Here is a 20,346-nt window from a genome sequence, read left to right as displayed (position 1 = left end):
CCCCATGAACGTACTCACCGAGAACTTCGCGCTCTACGGCAAGGGCTTCCTCGGCACCGTGGAGCTGACCGTCTACGCCTCGCTCGTGGCCCTGGTCCTCGGCTTCCTGATGGCCTCCTTCCGCGTCGCGCCCGTCGGCTCCTTCCGCGTCTTCGGCACGGTCTGGGTGACCGTGCTGCGCAACACCCCGCTCACCCTGCTCTTCTTCGCCGTCCTGCTGGGCCTGCCGCGCTTCGGGCTGGTACTGCCCTTCCAGCTCTTCGCCGTCCTCGCGCTCGGCTGCTACACCTCGGCCTTCATCTGCGAGGCGCTGCGCTCCGGCATCAACACCGTGCCCAAGGGCCAGGGCGAGGCCGCGCGCAGCCTCGGCATGTCCTTCGGACAGACCCTGGGCACGGTCGTGCTGCCGCAGGCCTTCCGCTCCGTCATCCCGCCCATCGGCTCGACCCTGATCGCGCTCGCGAAGAACTCCGCGATCGCCGGCGCCTTCAGCGTCACCGAGCTGCTGGGCACGTACAAGACCCTCAACGAGCTGGGCTACAGCATCATCTGGACCTTCGTCTGGATCGCCGTCGGCTACCTGATCATCACCCTGTCCATCAGCGCGGTCTTCCACGTGCTGGAGAAGCGCTACGGAGTCGCCCGATGACCGCGCACGCGCTGCACGGGGACCTGGGGTCCACCGCCCTCTACGACCTGCCCGGGCCCAGGGCCCAGCGCCGCCACTTCCTCTACGGGATCGTCTCGACGGTGGTGATCCTCGGCCTGCTGGCGTGGATCCTCTACCTCCTCTTCGACACCGACCAGTTCACCGCCGCCAAGTGGAGCCCCTTCGAGTACGAGGGCATCCAGGAGCTGCTCCTGAGGGGGCTCGGCAACACCCTGAAGGCCTTCGCGTACGCCTCCGTGCTGTCGCTGGTGCTCGGCGCGGTGCTCGCGACCGGCAGGCTCTCGGTGCACCGTCCGGTGCGCTGGGCCGCCACGCTGTGCGTGGAGTTCTTCCGGGCCATGCCGGTCCTGGTGATGATCTTCTTCATCTTCGTGGCGCTGAAGGTCCAGCCGCTGCCCGCCCTGGTGGCGGGGCTGACGCTGTACAACGGCTCGGTGCTCGCCGAGGTCTTCCGTACGGGCATCAACGCCGTGGAGAGGGGTCAGCGGGAGGCGGCGTACGCGCTCGGCATGCGCAAGACGCAGGTGATGACCTTCGTCCTCGCACCGCAGGCGGTCCGGGCGATGCTGCCCACGATCATCAGCCAGCTGGTGGTGGCCCTCAAGGACACCTCGCTGGGCTTCCTGATCACCTACGAGGAGTTCCTGCACGCGGGCAAGCTGATCGCCTCCAACCTGGACTACGACCTGCCCTTCATCCCCGTCGTGATGATCATCTCGCCGATCTACATCGGCATGTGCATGCTGCTGTCCTGGTTCGCCACCTGGGTCGCGCGGCGCGAGCGGCGCAGCCTGAAGACCAGGGCCGTCGAGGTCGCACCCGCCGAACCGGGCACGCTGCTGCCGGGGGGATAGACGGCCCCCCGGCAGCGGCCGCGGATCACTGCTCGCGCAGCGGCACCGAGACGTACGAGGGATCGGTGCGCGGCGAGGAGAAGGTCAGCTGCGCGCCGGCGGGGTTGTGCTCGATGTAGAGCGGGTCGACCGTGTCGACGACGAGGGCCAGGCGGTGGCCCTCGGGGACGTCGTAGGCGGTGGAGAAGAGGTCCAGGTCGACCCCGAAGGACTGCCCGGGGGTCTTCCCGTGGAAGGTGTACGGGGCGTTGCTGACGAGCTTGCCGATGCCGAGCGGGCCGACGTCGTAGAGGTAGGCGACGAAGGTGCCGTCGCCCTTGGTGGGCGTGACGGTGGTGTGCAGGCGCACGGTGCCGCGGATCCGGCGCTCCTGCGCGTAGCGCGGGGACTGCCAGACGGCGGCGAAGGCGCGGGGGAGCAGCGGGATCGAGGCGGTCGGCGGGGCCTTCGCGAACTGGTCGAGGACGCTGGAGAGGAAGAGGATCCCGCCGTTGGCGCCGGAGTCGACGTTCGCCCAGACGTGCTCGCTGTCGGCGAGGGGGAGCTTCTCGGTGCCGCCGGAGCCGACCGACTTCCAGTCGGCGTAGCCCTCGTACCCGTCGGTGCTGCGGGACTTGATCTGGACCGGGGCCTCGGTGTCGACCCCGTTGCGTTCGCCCTTGAGGTAGCGGTCGAACCAGCGGTGGGCGTTGGTCCAGGTGTCGTTGGGCAGGCCGAACAGGCCGGTGGCCTCGGCGGTGGCGTGGTCGCCGGGGCGGAACTCCAGGCGCTTGGGGCCGGTGAGCTTCTCGAAGAACTCCGCGTACTGGTTGGGCGGGAAGATGGTGTCGCCCCAGGCGTTGCCCAGCATGACCGCGGCGCCGTTGGCGTTGATCCGGTCGACCTGCTGGGAGGCGGAGCGCTTCTTCCCCCACTCGATCATCGCCTGCTCGTTCTCCAGCTTCGAGCCGAGGAAGTCGCCGAGGATCTGCTGGAGTTCGGGTCCGGGGCGGCCGGTGAGGTAGCCGGCGGCGCCGAGCATGCCGGCGGCCTGGAGGTGCTGGGTGCGCCCGGAGTAGATGGACTCGATGAGGTCGGCCCAGCCGCTGAGGGCGACCACGGCCTTGACGCGCGGGTCGTGCGCGGAGGCCAGCAGGCTGATGCCCGCCCCGTACGAGACCCCGCCCAGGCCGATGCGGCCGGGGTCGGCGGGGGCGTTGGCGAGGGCCCAGTCGATGACGGCGGAGACGTCGGCGATGTCCGCCGGCCCGGCGGTCTCGATCTGCCCGCCGGAGAGCCAGAAGCCGCGCGAGGTGTAGCTCACCACGACGTAGCCGGAGTCGGCGAGCTGCTTGGCCTGGGCGATGTATTCGATCTGCGGCATGCCCCAGCTGGTGGGGAGCACGATCAGCGGGTACTTCCGGCCGGGCTCGGCGCCGGCCGGGGTGAAGACGTTGCCCTTGAGGGTGATGCCGCCGGAGCCGGGGATGTCGTGGAAGCGCACCTGCGAGGACGTGTCGGTCTGCGAGGTGGCGGTGGCGGGGGCCGCCTGGGCCTGATGGGGGGCCAGGCCCAGGGCGGTCGCCGCGAGCAGTGCGGCCACGGCCGCTGCGGTGGTGGGGCGGGTTCTCATCGATCGCTCCTCGCGTGCGCCGGTGTCCGAAAGTGACCCGACGGTAACGGGAGCGGCTTACTCAAGGTAACCCGTGAGTAAGTTACGTAGCGGTAACAATTGAGGAGGGGTCAGCCGGCCACCACTGGAGCGGGCCGGCCGCCCGTACGGTCAGCCCTGCTGGGAGCCGCCGCCGGCCAGGGCGCTCTTCGCCTTCCACTGGTCCCACGGCAGGTTCCACTCGCCGTACCCGTTGCCGAGGTCGGCGTTGCCCTTGGAACCGCTGCCGACCACCTCGAAGGGGTCGCCGACCTGCACCCGCTCGTAGAAGGACTTGGCCTCGGCGTCGCTCATGCCCACGCAGCCCGAGCTGGAGTTGACGCGGCCGAAGTTGGCGGAGTTCCAGGGCGCGGCGTGCGCGTACATGCCTGACCAGGTCAGCCGCATCGAGTAGTCGACCATCTTGTCGTAGGAGTCGCCCAGTCCCACCGTCTGGGAATCCATCCGGATGGTGCCCTCCTTCGACATCAGCACCATCTTCCCGGACCAGGAGGCCTTCTGGCCGCCGGGCGTGCCCGCCGAGACCGGGATCGTCTTCACCGTCTGGCCGTCCTCGGTCACCGTCATCTTCTTGGTGTCGAGGCTGACCTCCATCCGGCGGTCCTTGCCTATCTTGAACTCGGTGTTGTAATCGCGTGCGAAGAGCCCGCCGCCGGACCCGGAGTCCACGCCGTTCAGCTTCATGTCGACCTTCACGTCGGTGCCGGACTTCCAGTAGTCCTTCGGGCGCCAGTCCACCCGGTCCTTCCCGGAATAGTCCTTGAACCAGCCCCAGGAACCCTCGGTGTTGTCCGAGGTGGTCACCTTCAGCTGCTTCTCGACCTCGGCCTTGTTCTTCACCGGATTGTCGAAGACCAGCGAAACGGGCATCGCGACGCCCACCGTGCTGCCCTTCGGGACGTTGATGGAGACCTTGTTCACCTTGTCCGCGGGCGAGGTCTTGAACTGGGTGCTCGTGCTCTGGCTGGCGGTGTTCTGCGCCTCGACCTTGTAGTCGGTGCCGGGGGAGGCGTTGCGCTCCGAGGTCCAGGTCCGGCCGTCGGCGGATATCTGCCCGGCCAGCTCGCCGCCCTTGCCGTCCACCACCTTGACCAGGGAGAACTTGCCGTCGGCCAGGCTCACCTTCACCGGCTCGCCGGCCTTGACCTGGTCGCCCGTGAGGTTCACCGAGATCGCCATGTCGGGACCCTTCCCGGCCTCGCCCCCCTTGCCGTCGCCGCCCGCCTTCGGATCCGAACCGCCGCTCCCGCAGGCGCTGAGGGCGAGGGTCAGCAGTGCGGTGCCCGCCAGCACCGCGTGGCGGGTGCGGCGGCGCGGAAGTGCGGTGCGGCGTGTACGGCTCAACGAAAACCCCTCCGAAATAACGGTCGTCCGCAGGTAAGGAGCGAACACGGCCACATTAGGTTGCGCATTCGGCGGAAAAACTCCCCGGGACCGTTGTGACATGGGCCGCAGCGGAACTGTTGCCATCCGGTCACATTCGGGGGGCCCTTGCGGAATCCGGCCGTCCGGAATTGGCCAATGGGCGTCTCCGGGGCGGGAAAAGGACCTTCCGCGCCGGGACGGGGGTCAAAGGACCCTACCGGGACGCGAATTCGCCCCGCCCGGGCCGCCGGGTGGTCGGCAGTTGATTTGGTTGTTGGCCGTGGCTGGCCGTCGGCTGCCTCGTATGGGTGAACGGGAGGTGGTGCGGGCGCGGTGGCTTCTGTGAGACGTCAGTCTGAGTAGGGAACGTCCGTGCTGGTGTAGGGGAGGGGGTGGCCGGTGGCGCGCGGTGGGAGGAAGCGGGAGCCGAAGCGTGCGCTGCGCGCGTTGGCTGCGCCGTTCACCGTGTCTGCTCCCGCGGGTGCGCGGATCAGGGATCGTCTGCGCGTGTCCGCCGACGATGCCCGGGTCTTGCGGTTTGTTGGTGAGCATCTGGGCGGGTGCGCCCGTGCCGATCTTGCCGAGCGGCTGCGGATTGGTGGGGTGGCGGTGAAGGGGAATCGGCGGGCGGAGCGTAAGCGGGCGCTGACGAAGGTGTCGTCATCGCGCTGGGCGGGGGCGATGACCCGCGCCAGTGAGGACCAGTACCAGCTCTCCCTGCGGTGTCTGTTCGACGAGCGGGCCTCCCTGCGCCGGGCCATCGCCAGGATCCGTCAGCGTCTGGCGGTGCCGTGCGGGCAGCGTGCGGGCGGTGTCCGTGGCTACCCGAGCCCTGCCGAACGCGCACAAAAGCAGCGCCGGCTGCAGGTGCTCACCGTACGCCTGGCCGGTGTGGAGGCCCGTATCGCGGCCGGGCGTCCGTCGGTCGTAGTGGGCGGCCGAAGGCTCGTGAAGGTGCGGCACCACCTCGCGGACGCCGGTCTCAGTGAATCCGGGTGGCGGGAGCGGTGGGAGGCGGCCCGCCTGTTCCTGACTGCCGACGGGGAGTCGGGGGCCCCGTTCGGGAACTACACGATCAGCGTGGACCCGGCCTGCGGCACGGTCACGATCGTGCTTCCCGAACCCTTGCGGCACCTGGCGAACGCGCCACGGGGCCGCTATCGCCTCGCCTGCACCGTCACCTTCAACCACCGCCGGGGCGAGTGGCTGGACCGGGTCACAGCCCACCGGGCCGTGCGCTACGACATCACCCACGACCCCGAACGCGGACGCTGGTATCTCGACGCGTCCTGGTCCACCCCGGAATCCGTCCTGCCGACCCCGGTGGAGCTGGCAGCCGCCGGTGTGCGGCTGCTGGCCGTGGACCTCAACGCCGGCCACCTCGCCGCATGCGTCATCGACGCGCACGGCAACCCGGTGGGCCGGCCCTTCACGCTCCCCGCCGACCTGACCGGACCCGCATCGCAGCGCGACGGACGACTGCGGCAGGCGATCAGCGAACTCATCCACCTCGCCAAGGCGAACGGCTGCGCCGGTCTGGCGATCGAAAACCTCGGCTTTGACGACGCCCGCGCCACCGGCCGCGAAACCATGGGCCGCGGCAGACGCGGCAAGGCCTTCCGCCGCACGGTCGCCGGACTCCCCACCGCCCGCTTCCGGGAACGCGTGCGCGGCATGGCCCACCACGCGGGGCTTGTCGTCGTTGCGGTCGATCCCGCCTATACCTCCCGCTGGGGCGGCCAGTACTGGAAGGCCCCACTTCAGCAGCAGTCGAAGACCACGATCGTCACCGGCCACCACGCGGCCGCAGTGGCGATCGGCAGGCGCGCCCTCGGACACGGGGCACGGCGTCGGCCAGGTGTGACCGCACACGACCGGAGGATCGTGGAGCGGAGAGCTACCGGCCAGGCCGTCCCCCGCCCGAGGGCGTGCGGGACCGCGAGCCCGCCGAGGACCACAGGCACGCCCGACCAGGGCACCAAGACCTGCCGGGACCGAAGCGACCAGCTCGCGCTGTTCCCCGTTTCCCAAGACCGTTCGGGGAGACAACCGGCCAGCCCGGTTTACGGCGCTCCGGCCAACACCGGCCAACATCGCTAGAAACGGTTACCCTCCACCTTCGGCTCGGCGAAGGGAAAGACCCCGATGTACGGATCCACCAGCAGCGCGGCACCGGGCGCGGCCCCCGCGGGCCCGCCCCCGCCGGAACCGGCCCCCGCCACACCGGCGGCCGGGAGCCCGGCGAAGGCCTCGGTGCTGCGCAGCGGCGCGCTGATGGCCGCCGGCTCCGTCGTCTCCCGCGCCACCGGCTTCGTCCGCTCCGCCGTGGTCCTCGCCGCGCTGGGCGCCGGATTCCTCGGAGACGGCTACACCGTCGCCAACACCGTCCCGAACATCATCTACATGCTGCTCATCGGCGGCGCGCTCAACGCCGTCTTCGTCCCCGAGCTGGTCCGCGCCGCCAAGGAACACCGCGACGGCGGGGCCGCGTACACCGACCGGCTGCTGACCGCCTGCACCGCGGCGCTCCTCGCGCTCACCGCCGCCGCCGTCCTCGCCGCGCCGCTGATCGTCGACGCGTACACCCCCGCCTCCTACACGGACGCCCAGCGGAGCACCGTCGTCGCCCTGGCCCGCTTCTGCCTCCCGCAGATCCTCTTCTACGGGCTGTTCACCCTGCTCGGCCAAGTACTGAACGCCCGCGGCCGGTTCGGCGCGATGATGTGGACCCCGGTCCTCAACAACTTCGTGATCATCGGCGTCTTCGGCTTCTTCCTCTACGCCTCCGGCGGCGGCCGCGACGCCCTCGACGCCGCCGACACCCGGCTGCTGGGCATCGGCACCACCGCCGGGATCGTCCTCCAGGCCCTCGCCCTCGTCCCCTCGCTGCGCGCCGCCCGCTTCCGCTGGCGCCCCCGCTTCGACTGGCGCGGCAGCGGCCTCACCCGCCCCCTGCGCAACGCGGGCTGGCTGGTCGTGCTCGTCCTCAGCAACCAGGTCGCCTACTGGGTGGTGACCAAGCTCTCCACCACCATCGGCGACCAGGCCCCCGGCTACGGCTACGCCGCCTACACCAGCGCCTACCAGCTGTGGATCGTCCCCCAGGGCATCATCACCGTCTCCCTCGTCACCGCCCTCATGCCCCGGATGAGCGCGGCCGCCGCCGACGGCGACCTCACCGCCGTACGCGAGGACGTCTCGTACGCACTGCGCTCCAGCGCCGCCCTCGTGGTCCCCGCCGCCGCGCTCTTCGCCGCGCTGGCCCCCTGGGTGATGGACTGCGTCTCCGGCTACGGCAAGGTCACCCCCGCCGAGGTCGCGGCCATGGCCGGCATGCTCGCCGCCTTCGCCCCCGGCCTGATCGCCTACTCCGCCCAGTACGCCCTCGCGCGCGGCTTCTACGCCCTCTCCGACACCCGGACCCCCTTCTTCCTCAACCTGGTCATCGTCGCCCTCAACGCCGGCCTGTCCTACGCCGCCTACCTGCTGCTGCCGGTGCGCTGGGCCGTCACCGGCATGGCCGCCGCCACCTCCCTCGCCTTCATCGGGGGCGCCGCCGTCACCGCGTACGCCCTCTCCCGGCGGCTCGGCCCGCGCGCGAAGGCCCGCTCCACCGCCCTCGCCTGCCACCTGCGGCTGCTCGCCGCCTGCCTGCCCGCCGCGGCCGCCGCGTACGCCGCCGCCCGCGCCGCCGACGGCCTCGGATCCTTCGCCGCCGCCGGAGCGGGAACCGCCGCGCTCGCCCTGGTCGTCGTACTCCTCGCCCGGCCGCTGCGCCTGGCCGAGATCACCGACCTGCTGGGCTCCCTGCGCCGGAAGGCCGGCCGATAGCGGGAGGAAAGCGCATGAACCACCCTGTAATACTGACCGGATGCCACGCGTACTGCTGATCGAGGACGACCCTTCCATCCGGGAAGGGGTCGGCCTCGGCCTGCGCCGCCGCGGCCACGAGGTGAGCGCCGCCGCCACCGGCGAGGAAGGACTGGCCCTCATCGGCGGCTTCCGCCCCGAGCTGGTCCTGCTGGACCTGATGCTGCCCGGCATCAACGGCGTACAGGTCTGCCGCCGGATCCGCGAGACCAGCCAGGTCCCCATCATCATGCTCACCGCACGCGGCGACGACTTCGACATCGTCGTCGGCCTGGAGGCCGGAGCCGACGACTACGTCGTCAAACCCGCCCGCACCGAGATCATCGAGGCCCGCATCAAGGCCGTGCTGCGCCGCCTCAAGGGCCCCGGCGGCCTGCCCGGCGTGGAACGCCACGGCGAACTCGCCATCGACCGCGCCGGACTGACCGTCGCCAAGAACGGCGAACGCGTCGCCCTCGCGCCCAGCGAGCTCAAGCTCCTGCTCCACCTGTCGGCCTCACCCGAACAGGTCTTCTCCCGCCAGCAGCTGCTGGAGTACGTGTGGGAGCACAGCTACCACGCCGACGCCCGGCTCGTGGACGCCTGCGTGCGCCGGCTGCGCAACAAGGTCGAGGACCCCGACCGCCACCCCCGCTACATACAGACCGTGCGGGGCTTCGGCTACCGCTTCGGCCCGCTGTAAGCCGTGCGCCGCCTCCCGCCGCTCGGCCTGCGCACCCGGCTGATCGCCGCGTTCCTGCTCGTCGCCACCATCTGCGCCGTCAGCACCGCCGCCCTCACCTACCGGCAGGCCCGCAGGGCCGTGCTGACCCAGAGCCAGGACACGGCGGTCAGCACCCTGCGCGACCAGCTGGAGGGCCAGGGCATGAGCCTGCCCATGGACCGCCAGCAGCTCCAGCGCCTCGTCAACGACCTGGGCAAACGCGGAAAACCCCACTCCTGGGTGGTCTACGGCGAGTACGGCACCCTGCGCGCCTCCTCCAACGGCACCCCCACCACCTCCGCCGTCCTCACCGAGAAGCTGCGCGACCAGGTCGCCGCCAACCCGCACGGCGCCTTCCAGCGGGTCGAGGACGCCCGGGGCGAGCCCTACCTGACCATCGGCATGCCCGCCGTGTTCACCCGCAACGGCAACCGCGAGCCCACCGGCGTCACCGTCTACGCCGTCATGCCGCTCACCAGCGAACAGCAGACCGTCGACGCCATGGTCGAAGCGGCCAAACAGGGCGCCGTACCCGGCCTGGCCATCTCCCTCGTACCCGCCCTGCTCGCCGCGCGCAGCGTCCTGCGCCCCGTACGCGACATGCGCCGCGCCGCCCAGAACCTGGGCCGGGGCCGCCTCGACACCCGCATCACCGTCAGGGGCGCCGACGAACTCGCCGGCCTCGCCCGCACCTTCAACGAGACCGCGGGCGCCCTGGAGGAGTCCGTCGCCGAACTGCGGGAGGCGGAGGCCCGGGCCCGCCGCTTCGCCGCCGACGTCTCCCACGAACTGCGCACCCCGCTCGCCGGGATGCTCGCCGTCACCGAGGTCCTCGACGAGGACGCCGCCGGCCTCGACCCCGACACCGCCAAGGCCCTGCGGCTGATCAGCGCCGAGACCTGCAAGCTCGCCGTCCTCGTCGAGGACCTGATGGAGATCTCCCGCTTCGACGCCCGCGCCGCCGAACTCAACCTCGACGACGTGGACGTGGCCGAAGCCGTCGGCAAGACCCTGGAGCGCCGCCGCTGGGACGACGACCGGGTCACCACCGACCTCCCCGAAGGCGTCCGCGCCCGGCTGGACCCGCGCCGCTTCGACGTGGTCCTCGCCAACCTCGTCGGCAACGCCCTGCGGCACGGCGAGGCCCCGGTACGGGTCGCCGTACGCACCCAGGAGCACCCCGGCGGGCCGCGCCTGCTGCTGGAGGTCGCCGACAGCGGCCCGGGCATCGCCGAGGAGGTGCTCCCGCACATCTTCGACCGGTTCTTCAAGGCCGACGCCGCCCGCGCCCGCTCTGCCGGCAGCGGCCTCGGGCTCGCCATCACCCTGGAGAACGTCCGGCTGCACGGCGGCACCCTGAGCGCCGCCAACGGACCGGACGGGGGAGCCGTGTTCACCCTCGACATGCCCCTGGAGGCCACCGCATGAGCCGTACGCGGACCCTCGCGGCCGCCGCCGCCCTGCTCGGCCCGGCGCTGCTGCTCACCGGCTGCGGGATCAAGCCGACCGGAGTCGTCGAGAGCGGCGCCGCCGCCAAGGTGGCCGTCGCCGCGCCCGCCCGCACCTCGATGGCCTACTTCGTCACCCCCGAGGGACGGCTCGTCCCCGTACCGCAGCCCGAGCACACCCGCGACGGCCCCCGCGGCAGCCTGACGGGGCTCCTCGCCGGCCCCGGAGCCACGGAACTGGAAGCCGGGCTCGGCACCCGGCTGCCCCCGGTCGAGCCGAAGCAGCTGGACGAGACCGGCGTCGGCTTCACCGCCCGCGACCGCGTGGAGGCACGGCTCCCCTTCCCCGTCGCCGACCTGGACCCGATCGCCCGCCGCCAGCTCGTGTGCAGCGCCCTGTCCACCCTCGCCCCGGCCTTCGACGCGGTGCTGCGCGGCACCGACACCGCACTGGAGGCGGCCCGCTGCGAACCCGGGGGCCGGGCGGACTGACGACCCCTTGCGGCGGCCCCCGCCGTCCCGCCACCGTGTGGACCATGGAACGCGCCCCCCGGCCCGCCGGCATCCCCGACGTCTTCGACCCCCGCCTCTACGCCGAGGGAGTCCCGCACGAGCGCTACCGGCTGCTGCGCGAGCGGCACCCGGTCGCCTGGCAGGAGGAGCCCGAAGTCCAGGGCTGGCCCGCCGGGCCCGGCTTCTGGGCCGTCACCCGGCACGCCGACGTCGTCCGCGTCCTGCGCGACCACACCGCGTACTCCTCCCGGCTCGGCGCCACCCAGATCCGCGACCCCGACCCGGCCGACCTGCCGTTCCTGCGCAGCACCATGCTCAACCAGGACCCTCCCGAGCACGGCCGGCTGCGCCGCCTGGTCTCGCGCGCCTTCACCCCCGCCCGGGTCGACGCCTTCGCGGACCGGACCCGCGAGCGCGCCCGCACCCTCCTCGCCGCCGCCCGCGACGGCGCCGAGGACGGCGGCGCAGACGTGGTGCGCGCCGTCACCGACGAGTACGCCCTGCTCAACCTCACCGACCTGCTGGGCGTCCCGCCCGCCGACCGGGGCCTGCTGCTGGAGTGGACCGTACGCGTCATCGGCTACCAGGACCCCGAGGACGCCCCCGCACCCCTCCTCGGGCCCGACGGCAAGCCGCTGAACCCGCGCTCCCCGGCCCTGCTCGGCGAGATGTTCGGCTACGCCCGGGAACTGGCCGCGTACAAGCGCGCCCACCCCGGCGACGACGTGATGACCGCCCTCGCCCAGGCCGGACTGGAGCCCGCCGAGCTGGAGATGTTCTTCTTCCTGCTCACCGTCGCCGGCAACGACACCGTACGCAGCGCAGCGCCCGGCGGCCTCCTCGCCCTGGCCCGGAACCCCGGCGCCTACCGGCGCCTCGCCGACGGCTTCACCGGCACGGACCGGGCCGTCGAGGAACTCCTGCGCGTCCACCCGCCGGTGCTCACCTTCCGCCGCACCGCCGCCCGCGACACCGAGCTCGCCGGGACCCCGATCCGCGCCGGCGACAAGGTGGTGGTCTTCCACGCCTCCGCCAACCACGACGAACGCGTCTTCACCGACCCGGACCGGCTCGACCTCGACCGCTCCCCGAACCCGCACGTCTCCTTCGGCGAAGGCCCGCACGTCTGCCTCGGAGCCCACTTCGCCCGGCTCCAGCTGCGCACCCTCTACGAGGAGTGGCGTACGGCGATGCCCGCGCCCGAACTCGCGGGGGAGCCGCGCCGGCTGGTTTCCAACTTCATCAACGGCATCACCCGGCTGCCGCTGCGGGTGTCCGCGCCGCGGCGGTGACGTCCGCCACCAGCTCCGTCACGTCGGGCCCGTAGGCGTCGGAGTTGACCACCTTCAGTACGAGGCAGAAGGACTCCCGCCGGTACTTGCGGGCCAGCTCCCGGTGGTGGCGGGCCAGATAGCGGGCGCCCGCCTGGTTGCTGACGGCCGTCTGCCCGGATATGAGGAACACCGGCCGGGTTCCCGGTCCGGTCGTCAGCCGGGCCAGCAGCACGTGCTCCACCTGGCCCTTGTCCCACGGGTAGGTCTCCCCGCCGACGTGGATCGCCAGCCGGTCCGGTGCGGGCCCCTCGAACGCGCCGACCCGCACCCCCGGCAGCATGGAGGACAGGTGGGCCACCGTCCGCGTGTTCGACGAGGGGCCGCCCACGCAGAACTCCGCCCGCTCACCCACGCCTTGGCGGACCCCGTCGTGCGAGACCAGCTGGAGGGCCGCCTCGCAGTCCTTGATCAGAGCGGATATCTCCAGCAGGGCGAACGCGTCGTTGCGGTGGACCGACCACGCGTCGGCGTCCGCCTTCCGGTTCACCACGAAGACGCAGTCCGAGCCGGCCGGCAGCCCGAAGAAGGCCTGCTTGCGGCGGAGCGCCCGGCGCCACAGGTACGTCCGCGTGAACCAGCCGAAGCCACCGCTGACGGCCGTGGCCGCCACCCCGAGCACGATGTTGCGCACGTCGTCGTTCATGCGGCGGATGGTAGCCGTCATGACGCGGCCCGTCCCGTGAAGTTAGGCTGCCGCTCCTAGGTCTGACAGGCAGTCGACTGGAGGAACCGGATGCGCGCTTCCGCCGCACGTCAGTTAGCGTTCGCAGCCCTCGCCGGGGCGCTCGTCTCCACCGGGGCCGCCGCCCCGCCGCAACAGGCCCCCGTCCCGCCCAAGGTGCCGGTCGCCGCCGGCTACGGCGGGGCCGTCGCCAGCGTCGACGCCGACGCCTCCGCCGCCGGCATCTCCGTGCTGCGGGCCGGCGGCAACGCCGTGGACGCCGCCGTCGCCGTCGCCGCCGCGCTCGGGGTGACCGAGCCGTACTCCGCCGGGATCGGCGGGGGCGGCTACTTCGTCTACTACGACGCCTCCTCCCGCCGGGTGCACACCATCGACGGCCGCGAGACCGCGCCCGCCACGGCCACCGCCGCCCTGTTCCAGGAGAACGGCGTCCCCATCCCCTTCGCCGAGGGCCAGACCAGCGGCCGCTCGGTCGGCGTCCCCGGCACCCCCGCCACCTGGAAGAGCGCGCTCGACGCCTGGGGCAGCCGCCCGCTCGCCCAGCTCCTGCGCCCCGCCGAGAAACTGGCCCGCGACGGCTTCACGGTGGACGGCACCTTCCGCGCCCAGACCGAGGCCAACCAGGACCGCTTCAAGGACTTCCCCGCCACCCGCGAACTGTTCCTGCCTGGCGGCCGGCTGCCCGTCGTCGGCTCCACCTTCAAGAACCCGGACCTCGCCGCCACCTACGCCGAACTCGCCCGCAAGGGCACCGGCGCGCTCTACCGGGGCCCGATCGCCGAGGACATCGTCAACACCGTCCGCAAGCCCCCGGTCGACCCGGCCGCCACCCGCAACGTCCGCCCCGGCGACCTGACCACCGCCGACCTGCGCGCCTACGCGACCAAGCGGCAGGCCCCGACGCAGATCGCGTACCGAGGCCTGGACGTCTACAGCATGGCGCCGTCCTCCTCCGGCGGCACCACCGTGGGCGAGGCGCTGAACATCCTGGAGCGCACCGACCTGTCGGGGCTGTCCCAGGCCCAGTACCTGCACCGGTACATCGAGGCCTCCCGGATCGCCTTCGCCGACCGGGGGCGCTGGGTCGGCGACCCGGCCGCCGAGTCCGTGCCCACACGGGAGCTGCTCTCGCAGCGGTTCGCCGACAGCCGCGCCTGCCTGATCAGGCCCGACCGGACGCTGACCAGCCCGCTGGCCCCCGGCGACCCCCGCAACCCCGTCCCGTGCGCCACCACGGGCGAGACCGCCCCCACCACCTACGAGGGGGAGAACACCACGCACCTGACGGTCGCCGACCGCTGGGGCAACGTGGTCTCCTACACCCTGACCATCGAGTCCACCGGCGGCAGCGCCATCACCGTCCCCGGGCGGGGCTTCCTGCTCAACAACGAGCTGACCGACTTCTCCTTCGCCCCGGCGGCCCCCGGCGTGCCGGACCCGAACCTGCCGGGCCCCGGCAAGCGGCCGCGCTCGTCCATGTCCCCGACCATCGTCCTGGACCACGGCCGTCCGGTCCTCGCGGTGGGCTCCCCGGGCGGCGCCACCATCATCACCACCGTCCTGCAGACCCTGACCGGCCACCTGGACCGGGGCCTGCCGCTGGTGGACGCCATCGCGGCCCCGCGCGCCAGCCAGCGCAACCAGACCACCACCGAGCTGGAGCCGGGCCTGTGGAACAGCCCGCTGCGCGTCGAACTGGAGGGCCTGGGCCAGGCCTTCCGGCAGAACCCCGAGATCGGCGCCGCGACCGGCGTCCAGCGGCTGCCCGACGGCCGCTGGCTGGCCGCGGCCGAGACCACCCGCAGGGGCGGCGGCTCGGCGATGGTCGTACGGCCGCACGGGGAGCCGTAGCCGCCCCTACGGGGCGGTGAGGATCCTCGGGCCGGCCGCGGTGACGGCGACCGTGTGCTCGGCGTGGGCGGCGCGGGAGCCGTCGGTGGTGCGCAGGGTCCAGCCGTCGGGGTCGCAGGCGTAGTCGTCCGTACCGCCCGCGATCAGCATCGGCTCGATCGCGATGACCATGCCGGGGCGCAGCTTCATGCCGCGTCCCGGCGGTCCCTCGTTGGGGACGCCCGGGTCCTCGTGCATGGTGCGGCCCACGCCGTGGCCGCCGAAGCCCTCGGGGATGCCGTACCCGGCGGAGCGGCAGACGGTGCCGATGGCGTGGGCGATGTCGCCGATCCGGTTCCCGGGGACGGCGGCGGCGATGCCGGCGGCGAGGGCCCGCTCGGCGGTCTCGACGAGCCGGAGGTCCTCGGGGCGGGGGCGGCCGACGGTGAAGGTGACGGCCGCGTCCCCGACCCAGCCGCGCAGCTCGGCCCCGCAGTCGATGCTGACCAGGTCCCCGTCGCGGAGCCGGTAGCCGTCGGGGATGCCGTGGACGATGGCGTCGTTCACGGAGGCGCAGACGACGGCCGGGAAGGGCACCGGCGCGAAGTGCGGCCGGTAGCCGAGGAAGGGGGAGGTGGCGCCGGCCTCGCGCAGGACCGCACGGGCCGCCGCGTCCAGCTCCAGCAGGGACACCCCCACCCGGGCGGCCCCGCGTACGGCGGCCAGGGCGCGCGCCACCACCCGGCCGGCGGCACGCATCTCGTCGATCGACCTGTCGGTCTTCAGTTGAACCATGCCAATAACTATACCGGTATTTGTTTACCGGGATAGTTATTGGCGGGCGGGGTAGGATGGGGGCATGGTCCGCACCCCCCTGACACCCGAAGAGCGCGAGCGCGGCGAGCGCCTGGGCGCGCTGCTGCGCGAGGCGCGCGCCGGCCGCAGCATGGTCGAGGTCGCGGCCGGCGCCGGCCTCTCCGCCGAGACCCTCCGCAAGATCGAGACCGGCCGGGCGCCCACCCCCGCCTTCTTCACGGTCGCCGCCCTGGCCGAGGTCCTCGGGCTCTCCCTGGACGAGGTCGTACGCCGCTGCGCGCTCGTGCCCGCCTGACGCTCAGCCCCCGCAGCCGACGCGCGGCTCCTCGTAGGGCGGGGCGGTGAACCAGGGGCATCCGCAGGGCGCGTCCCCCGGCTCCGATCCGCCGAGGCAGGACCCGTTGCCGTGGGACCGCTCGGCATGCCCGCAGGAGAGACAGCCGGGCAGGCCGTCGGAGCGCCCGCCCTCCACCGCGAGGGCGACCGCGAACACCAGCAGCGGCGCGACGGCGAACGCCGCCAGGAACCAGTCGCCCCCACTCACGGCGGCACCCCCTCCGCGTGCCCGGACACTCCGGACGTCCTCACGGTAGCCGCCCCCGCACGGGCGTGTCCGGCGGCCGGACGGCCCAATGCGCGTTGCGGTTTCCCGGATCCGGGAAGCGGTGAAGGCGTGTCAGTGATGAACGCAGCCAAACGCCTCGGCCTCGCACTCCTCGGCGCCCTCCTCGCGGCCGGCCTGCTGGCCGCCGCCTGCTCCACGCCCGAGGGGCGGACCGACGCCCTGGGTCCGGCCGGCGGTCACCTCACGGACGGCGGGAGCGCCGTGGTCGCGGGTTCGCCGTCAAGGTTTGAGATTTCCGTAGCCCGCCCGTAACACCGGTGGGATGCAATGCGTGCATGGAGACGCCGACTGCGCTGGTGATCGGGCAACTCACGGACTACCTGCGGTGGTTGACGCAGAGACTGGATCCCGGAACCGGCTGGTACGGGGAGTTCCTGCGGCGGGACCCGGAGGGGATGCGCGCCTGCCTCGACGGAGTCGCGGTGCCGCCGTGGGACGTACTGGAATCGCTGCTCGGCGACCTGCCGGGTGAGCCGGGCGGGGCGGCCGGCGAGGCGGCGTACGCGGCCTCCCTGCGAGCGGCCGCGGTCGCCGCGTGGGACGCCATGCCGGGCGGCGCGGGGGAGCTGCGGACCCTGCTCGACACCGCCGCCGGCCAGCGAGCCGCCCTGGACCGGGCCCTGCACACCCTGACCGCCCGGCTCGCCGGCGCCGCGGACCCGGGGGAGGCGGCCGCCCTCAACCGGGAGCTGGCCTGGACCCGCGACGACGCGGCCCGCGCCGCCGCCCGGCACGCCGACCTGGAGTCCCGCTTGGCCGCCCTCGACCCCGGGTTGGGGTGGCAGCCGGTCGCGCAGCCGCAGCCGCGCATGGCGTCCGGGCCGGAGGCCGGGCCGTTGCCCGCCGTGCCGGCGCAGCGGGAGGGGGGCCGGTGGCTGCGCGGGGCCCGGCGGGGCGGGGGTGCCCGGTACGCGGGCGCGCCGCACGCCGCCGCCGAGGTGTCCGCCCCGCCCGCCGGCGGCGTCCCGGACCTCCCCGTTCCGGCCCCGCGCGGCGCCCGCTACCTCCGCTCGGCCGCCCCGGCCGCCGGAGCGGCGCCGACGGCACCGGCCGCCGACCGGGCCGGACACCCCGCCCCGCGCCCGGGGGCGGAGCCGGCTCGGGACCCGGCCGCCGACGAGCCCTCCGTCTGGGACGCCCCGGCTCCCGCCCCGGCCACCGGCCCGCGCGGCGGGTTCACCGCCGAGCTGCTCGCGCTGCGCGCCCAGGGCCGGAGCGGCGAGGCGCACGCCCTGCTCTGCGAGGCCGCCGCCTGGCCCGCCGCCGAACTGCCCGCCCTCGCCGCCGAACTCGGCCGCGCGGGCCTCGCCGCCGACTGGGCCACCCTGCTCTGGGAGACGGCCTCGCTCCCGCCCGACCGGCTCGCCGCGGCCGCGGCCGCCCTCGGCGCGGCGGGCCGGGAGGCCGACTGCGACGGGCTGCTGCGCCAGGGCGTGGCCCGGCCCGCCGCCGAGGTCGCCGAAGCCGCCCTCGCCCTCGGCGCCGCCGGCCGGGACCGCGAGGCCCAGGCCCTGCTCGGCGCCTTCGTCCGGCTGCGCACCGCGGAGGAGGCGGCCGGCCTGGCCCGCCGGGACCCGCACTGGTTCGCCCCCCGGCTGCTGCGCGCCGCCCGGGACCTGTCCGCCACCCGGCACCGCGACCTGGCGCATGCCCTGCGGGTGGCCGGTATCCCGGTGGCCTGAACCGCCCGTCTGCTGACCGCAAACGCCCACGTGGCGACGTAACGTGATCGACTACTCCAATCGCGCAAGGCGGTCTTGCCCCACGCTGTGCCGAGGCCTACCTTCGACTCCCTACGCACACCGTCTACGTGCGTAGAAGCCGGCGTTCCCGTCGCGAGGAGCAGCTCATGGCCCAAGTCGTCCGCGCCGCACTCGTCCAGGCCACCTGGACCGGAGACACCGAGTCGATGATCGCCAAACACGAGGCGCACGCCCGCCGGGCGGCCGCCCAGGGCGCGCAGATCATCGGCTTCCAGGAGGTGTTCAACGCCCCCTACTTCTGCCAGGTCCAGGAACCCGAGCACTACCGCTGGGCCGAGCCCGTCCCCGACGGCCCCACCGTGCGCCGGATGCAGGAGCTGGCCCGCGAGACCGGGATGGTCATCGTCGTCCCGGTCTTCGAGCTGGAGAGCGAGGGCTTCTACTACAACACCGCGGCCGTCATCGACGCCGACGGCAGCTACCTCGGCAAGTACCGCAAGCACCACATCCCGCAGGTCAAGGGCTTCTGGGAGAAGTACTACTTCCGCCCCGGCAACCTCGGCTGGCCCGTCTTCGACACCGCGGTCGGCAAGGTCGGCGTCTACATCTGCTACGACCGCCACTTCCCCGAGGGCTGGCGCCAACTCGGCCTGGGCGGCGCCCAGCTGGTCTACAACCCCTCCGCCACCTCCCGGGGGCTCTCGGCGTACCTGTGGCAGCTCGAACAGCCCGCCTCCGCCGTCGCCAACGAGTACTTCGTCGCCGCCATCAACCGCGTCGGCCAGGAGGAGTACGGCGACAACGACTTCTACGGAACCAGCTACTTCGTCGACCCGCGCGGCCAGTTCGTCGGCGAGGTCGCCAGCGACAAGGAGGAGGAACTCCTCGTCCGCGACCTGGACTTCGCCCTGATCAAGGAGGTCCGCGACCAGTGGGCCTTCTACCGCGACCGCCGCCCCGACGCCTACGGAGGACTCGTACAGCCGTGACCAACCCCATCCCGCTGCACAGCCGCCACCGCACCGTCCTGCCCGACTGGCTCGCGCTCTACTACGACCGCCCCATCGAGCTCACCCACGGCGAAGGCCGCCACGTCTGGGACGCCGACGGCAACCGCTACCTCGACTTCTTCGGCGGCATCCTCACCACGATGACCGCCCACGCGCTGCCCGAGGTCACCAAGGCCGTCGCCGAACAGGCCGGGCGGATCATCCACTCCTCCACCCTGTACCTCAACCGGCCCATGATCGAGCTGGCCGAGCGGGTGGCCGCCCTGTCCGGCATCCCCGACGCCCGGGTCTTCTTCACCACCTCCGGCACCGAGGCCAACGACACCGCCCTGCTGCTCGCCACCACGTACCGCCGCTCCAACCAGATCCTGGCGATGCGCAACAGCTACCACGGCCGGTCCTTCTCCACCGTCTCGATCACCGGCAACCGCGGCTGGTCCCCGACCAGCCTCTCCCCGCTCCAGACCTACTACGTCCACGGCGCGGTCCGCACCCGCGGGCCCTTCGCCGGCCTCGACGACGCCGGCTTCACCGCCGCGGCCGTCGCCGACCTGGAAGACGTACTGGGCCAGGCGCGCGGCGGAGTGGCCGCGCTCATCGCCGAACCGATCCAGGGGGTCGGCGGGTTCACCTCACCGCCCGACGGCCTGTACGCGGCCTTCCGCGAGGTCCTCGACCGGCACGGCATCCTGTGGATCAGCGACGAGGTGCAGACGGGCTGGGGCCGCACCGGCGACAACTTCTGGGGCTGGCAGGCCCACGCCCAGAGCGGCCCGCCGGACATCCTCACCTTCGCCAAGGGCATCGGCAACGGCATGTCCATCGGCGGCGTCGTGGCCCGCGCCGAGGTGATGAACTGCCTCGACTCCAACTCCATCTCCACCTTCGGCGGCTCCCCGGTCACCATGGCGGCCGGCCTCGCCAACCTCGCCTACCTCCTCGACCACGACCTCCAGGGCAACGCCCGCCGCGTCGGCGGCCTCCTCCTGGAGCGGCTGCGCGCCGTCACCGCCTCCGTGCCCGCCGTACGGGAGGTCCGCGGCCGGGGCCTGATGGCCGGCGTCGAGCTGACGAAGCCGGGCACCGACCAGGCCGACCCGCAGGCGGCCGCCGCCGTCCTGGAGGCCGCCCGGGAACGCGGGCTGCTCCTCGGCAAGGGCGGCGGGCACAACACCAGCGTGCTGCGCATCGCGCCGCCGCTCTCCCTCACCGTCGCCGAGGCGGAAGAGGGCGCCGCGATCCTCGAGCAGGCGCTGAGCAGCATCCAGTAGG

General features: G+C 73.0%; 19 protein-coding genes. 14 read left to right on the top strand and 5 right to left on the bottom strand.

The features are described 5' to 3' along the window. Positions 1-4 precede the first annotated feature (4 nt). Both AC07A6_RS24580 and AC07A6_RS24575 read left to right on the top strand, forming a co-directional pair. Positions 5-649, top strand: coding sequence for an amino acid ABC transporter permease (locus AC07A6_RS24580; protein WP_125817334.1), 645 nt, complete (start codon positions 5-7; stop codon positions 647-649). Continuing rightward, complete coding sequence (locus tag AC07A6_RS24575; protein WP_362464412.1) at positions 646-1,524, top strand: amino acid ABC transporter permease; 879 nt, start codon at positions 646-648, stop codon at positions 1,522-1,524. Before AC07A6_RS24580 ends, AC07A6_RS24575 begins: the two co-directional genes overlap by 4 nt. A gap of 25 nt (positions 1,525-1,549) precedes the next feature. Here AC07A6_RS24575 and AC07A6_RS24570 read toward each other — a convergent pair whose 3' ends face one another. Further along, on the bottom strand, positions 1,550-3,136 hold the full coding sequence (locus AC07A6_RS24570; RefSeq protein ID WP_478778522.1) for a CocE/NonD family hydrolase: 1,587 nt from the start codon (positions 3,134-3,136) through the stop codon (positions 1,550-1,552). Positions 3,137-3,286: 150 nt separating this feature from the next. Then, entirely contained in the window at positions 3,287-4,519 is a 1,233-nt protein-coding gene (locus AC07A6_RS24565) for a L,D-transpeptidase (RefSeq protein ID WP_478778521.1), read from the bottom strand. 528 nt (positions 4,520-5,047) lie between these two features. Here AC07A6_RS24565 and AC07A6_RS24560 point away from each other — a divergent pair. The 6 genes from AC07A6_RS24560 to AC07A6_RS24535 are packed head-to-tail and all read left to right on the top strand — an operon-like array spanning position 5,048 to position 12,366. Then, entirely contained in the window at positions 5,048-6,640 is a 1,593-nt protein-coding gene (locus tag AC07A6_RS24560; RefSeq protein ID WP_478778520.1) for a nuclease/transposase family protein, read from the top strand. Positions 6,641-6,685: 45 nt separating this feature from the next. Then, the gene (gene murJ / locus AC07A6_RS24555) at positions 6,686-8,371 is read left to right on the top strand and encodes a murein biosynthesis integral membrane protein MurJ (RefSeq protein ID WP_478778519.1); all 1,686 of its coding nucleotides are present in this window, start codon (positions 6,686-6,688) and stop codon (positions 8,369-8,371) included. Positions 8,372-8,411: 40 nt separating this feature from the next. Then, on the top strand, positions 8,412-9,092 hold the full coding sequence (locus AC07A6_RS24550) for a response regulator (protein ID WP_478778518.1): 681 nt from the start codon (positions 8,412-8,414) through the stop codon (positions 9,090-9,092). A 3-nt stretch (positions 9,093-9,095) separates the two neighbouring features. After that, complete coding sequence (locus AC07A6_RS24545; RefSeq protein ID WP_478778517.1) at positions 9,096-10,541, top strand: ATP-binding protein; 1,446 nt, start codon at positions 9,096-9,098, stop codon at positions 10,539-10,541. Then, positions 10,538-11,053, top strand: a complete 516-nt coding sequence (locus AC07A6_RS24540) for a hypothetical protein (protein ID WP_478778516.1) — start codon at positions 10,538-10,540, stop codon at positions 11,051-11,053. Before AC07A6_RS24545 ends, AC07A6_RS24540 begins: the two co-directional genes overlap by 4 nt. A 44-nt stretch (positions 11,054-11,097) precedes the next feature. Then, a complete protein-coding gene (locus AC07A6_RS24535) occupies positions 11,098-12,366 on the top strand; it encodes a cytochrome P450 (protein ID WP_478778515.1) in 1,269 nt (422 codons plus the stop codon). Here the strand turns inward: AC07A6_RS24535 and AC07A6_RS24530 are convergent. Further along, positions 12,326-13,051 (bottom strand): hypothetical protein, encoded by a 726-nt coding sequence (locus AC07A6_RS24530; protein ID WP_362464391.1) that lies wholly within the window; start codon positions 13,049-13,051, stop codon positions 12,326-12,328. The two genes, AC07A6_RS24535 and AC07A6_RS24530, sit on opposite strands and share 41 nt — an antisense overlap. 90 nt (positions 13,052-13,141) lie before the next feature. On the opposite strand from AC07A6_RS24530, the gene ggt reads away from it, so the two are divergent. Continuing rightward, positions 13,142-14,941 carry a gamma-glutamyltransferase gene (gene ggt, locus AC07A6_RS24525; RefSeq protein WP_478778514.1) on the top strand — a complete coding sequence of 600 codons (1,800 nt, stop codon included), beginning with the start codon at positions 13,142-13,144 and terminating at the stop codon, positions 14,939-14,941. A gap of 6 nt (positions 14,942-14,947) precedes the next feature. On the opposite strand, the gene map is transcribed toward ggt, so the two are convergent. Further along, complete coding sequence (map, locus tag AC07A6_RS24520) at positions 14,948-15,715, bottom strand: type I methionyl aminopeptidase (protein WP_478778513.1); 768 nt, start codon at positions 15,713-15,715, stop codon at positions 14,948-14,950. A gap of 64 nt (positions 15,716-15,779) precedes the next feature. On the opposite strand from map, the gene AC07A6_RS24515 reads away from it, so the two are divergent. Next, complete coding sequence (locus AC07A6_RS24515; RefSeq protein WP_125817345.1) at positions 15,780-16,031, top strand: helix-turn-helix domain-containing protein; 252 nt, start codon at positions 15,780-15,782, stop codon at positions 16,029-16,031. Between the two features lie 3 nt (positions 16,032-16,034). Here the strand turns inward: AC07A6_RS24515 and AC07A6_RS24510 are convergent, their stop codons facing one another. Continuing rightward, complete coding sequence (locus AC07A6_RS24510; protein ID WP_386271076.1) at positions 16,035-16,280, bottom strand: hypothetical protein; 246 nt, start codon at positions 16,278-16,280, stop codon at positions 16,035-16,037. 138 nt (positions 16,281-16,418) lie between these two features. On the opposite strand from AC07A6_RS24510, the gene AC07A6_RS24505 reads away from it, so the two are divergent. From AC07A6_RS24505 to AC07A6_RS24490, 4 genes are all read left to right on the top strand, one after another. Further along, entirely contained in the window at positions 16,419-16,613 is a 195-nt protein-coding gene (locus tag AC07A6_RS24505; RefSeq protein ID WP_478778512.1) for a hypothetical protein, read from the top strand. A gap of 23 nt (positions 16,614-16,636) precedes the next feature. Continuing rightward, complete coding sequence (locus AC07A6_RS24500) at positions 16,637-18,043, top strand: hypothetical protein (RefSeq protein ID WP_478778511.1); 1,407 nt, start codon at positions 16,637-16,639, stop codon at positions 18,041-18,043. Between the two features lie 167 nt (positions 18,044-18,210). Then, the gene (locus tag AC07A6_RS24495; protein ID WP_362464370.1) at positions 18,211-19,053 is read left to right on the top strand and encodes a nitrilase-related carbon-nitrogen hydrolase; all 843 of its coding nucleotides are present in this window, start codon (positions 18,211-18,213) and stop codon (positions 19,051-19,053) included. Beyond that, on the top strand, positions 19,050-20,345 hold the full coding sequence (locus AC07A6_RS24490; protein WP_478778510.1) for an aspartate aminotransferase family protein: 1,296 nt from the start codon (positions 19,050-19,052) through the stop codon (positions 20,343-20,345). Before AC07A6_RS24495 ends, AC07A6_RS24490 begins: the two co-directional genes overlap by 4 nt. Position 20,346 lies beyond the last annotated feature (1 nt).

This window comes from Streptomyces sp. NPDC044002 (assembly GCF_056434525.1).
This window is presented reverse-complemented; position numbering and strand designations above follow the sequence as displayed.

What these genes read in the sequence shown, in the direction of transcription:
- AC07A6_RS24580 (WP_125817334.1), top strand. Translation starts at nt 5, where the DNA reads ATGAACGTACTCACCGAGAACTTCGCGCTCTACGGCAAGGGCTTCCTC.
- AC07A6_RS24575 (WP_362464412.1), top strand. Translation starts at nt 646, where the DNA reads ATGACCGCGCACGCGCTGCACGGGGACCTGGGGTCCACCGCCCTCTAC.
- AC07A6_RS24570 (WP_478778522.1), bottom strand. Translation starts at nt 3,136, where the DNA reads ATGAGAACCCGCCCCACCACCGCAGCGGCCGTGGCCGCACTGCTCGCG.
- murJ (WP_478778519.1), top strand. Translation starts at nt 6,686, where the DNA reads ATGTACGGATCCACCAGCAGCGCGGCACCGGGCGCGGCCCCCGCGGGC.
- AC07A6_RS24550 (WP_478778518.1), top strand. Translation starts at nt 8,412, where the DNA reads ATGCCACGCGTACTGCTGATCGAGGACGACCCTTCCATCCGGGAAGGG.
- AC07A6_RS24540 (WP_478778516.1), top strand. Translation starts at nt 10,538, where the DNA reads ATGAGCCGTACGCGGACCCTCGCGGCCGCCGCCGCCCTGCTCGGCCCG.
- AC07A6_RS24535 (WP_478778515.1), top strand. Translation starts at nt 11,098, where the DNA reads ATGGAACGCGCCCCCCGGCCCGCCGGCATCCCCGACGTCTTCGACCCC.
- AC07A6_RS24530 (WP_362464391.1), bottom strand. Translation starts at nt 13,051, where the DNA reads ATGAACGACGACGTGCGCAACATCGTGCTCGGGGTGGCGGCCACGGCC.
- ggt (WP_478778514.1), top strand. Translation starts at nt 13,142, where the DNA reads ATGCGCGCTTCCGCCGCACGTCAGTTAGCGTTCGCAGCCCTCGCCGGG.
- map (WP_478778513.1), bottom strand. Translation starts at nt 15,715, where the DNA reads ATGGTTCAACTGAAGACCGACAGGTCGATCGACGAGATGCGTGCCGCC.
- AC07A6_RS24515 (WP_125817345.1), top strand. Translation starts at nt 15,780, where the DNA reads ATGGTCCGCACCCCCCTGACACCCGAAGAGCGCGAGCGCGGCGAGCGC.
- AC07A6_RS24505 (WP_478778512.1), top strand. Translation starts at nt 16,419, where the DNA reads ATGAACGCAGCCAAACGCCTCGGCCTCGCACTCCTCGGCGCCCTCCTC.
- AC07A6_RS24500 (WP_478778511.1), top strand. Translation starts at nt 16,637, where the DNA reads ATGGAGACGCCGACTGCGCTGGTGATCGGGCAACTCACGGACTACCTG.
- AC07A6_RS24495 (WP_362464370.1), top strand. Translation starts at nt 18,211, where the DNA reads ATGGCCCAAGTCGTCCGCGCCGCACTCGTCCAGGCCACCTGGACCGGA.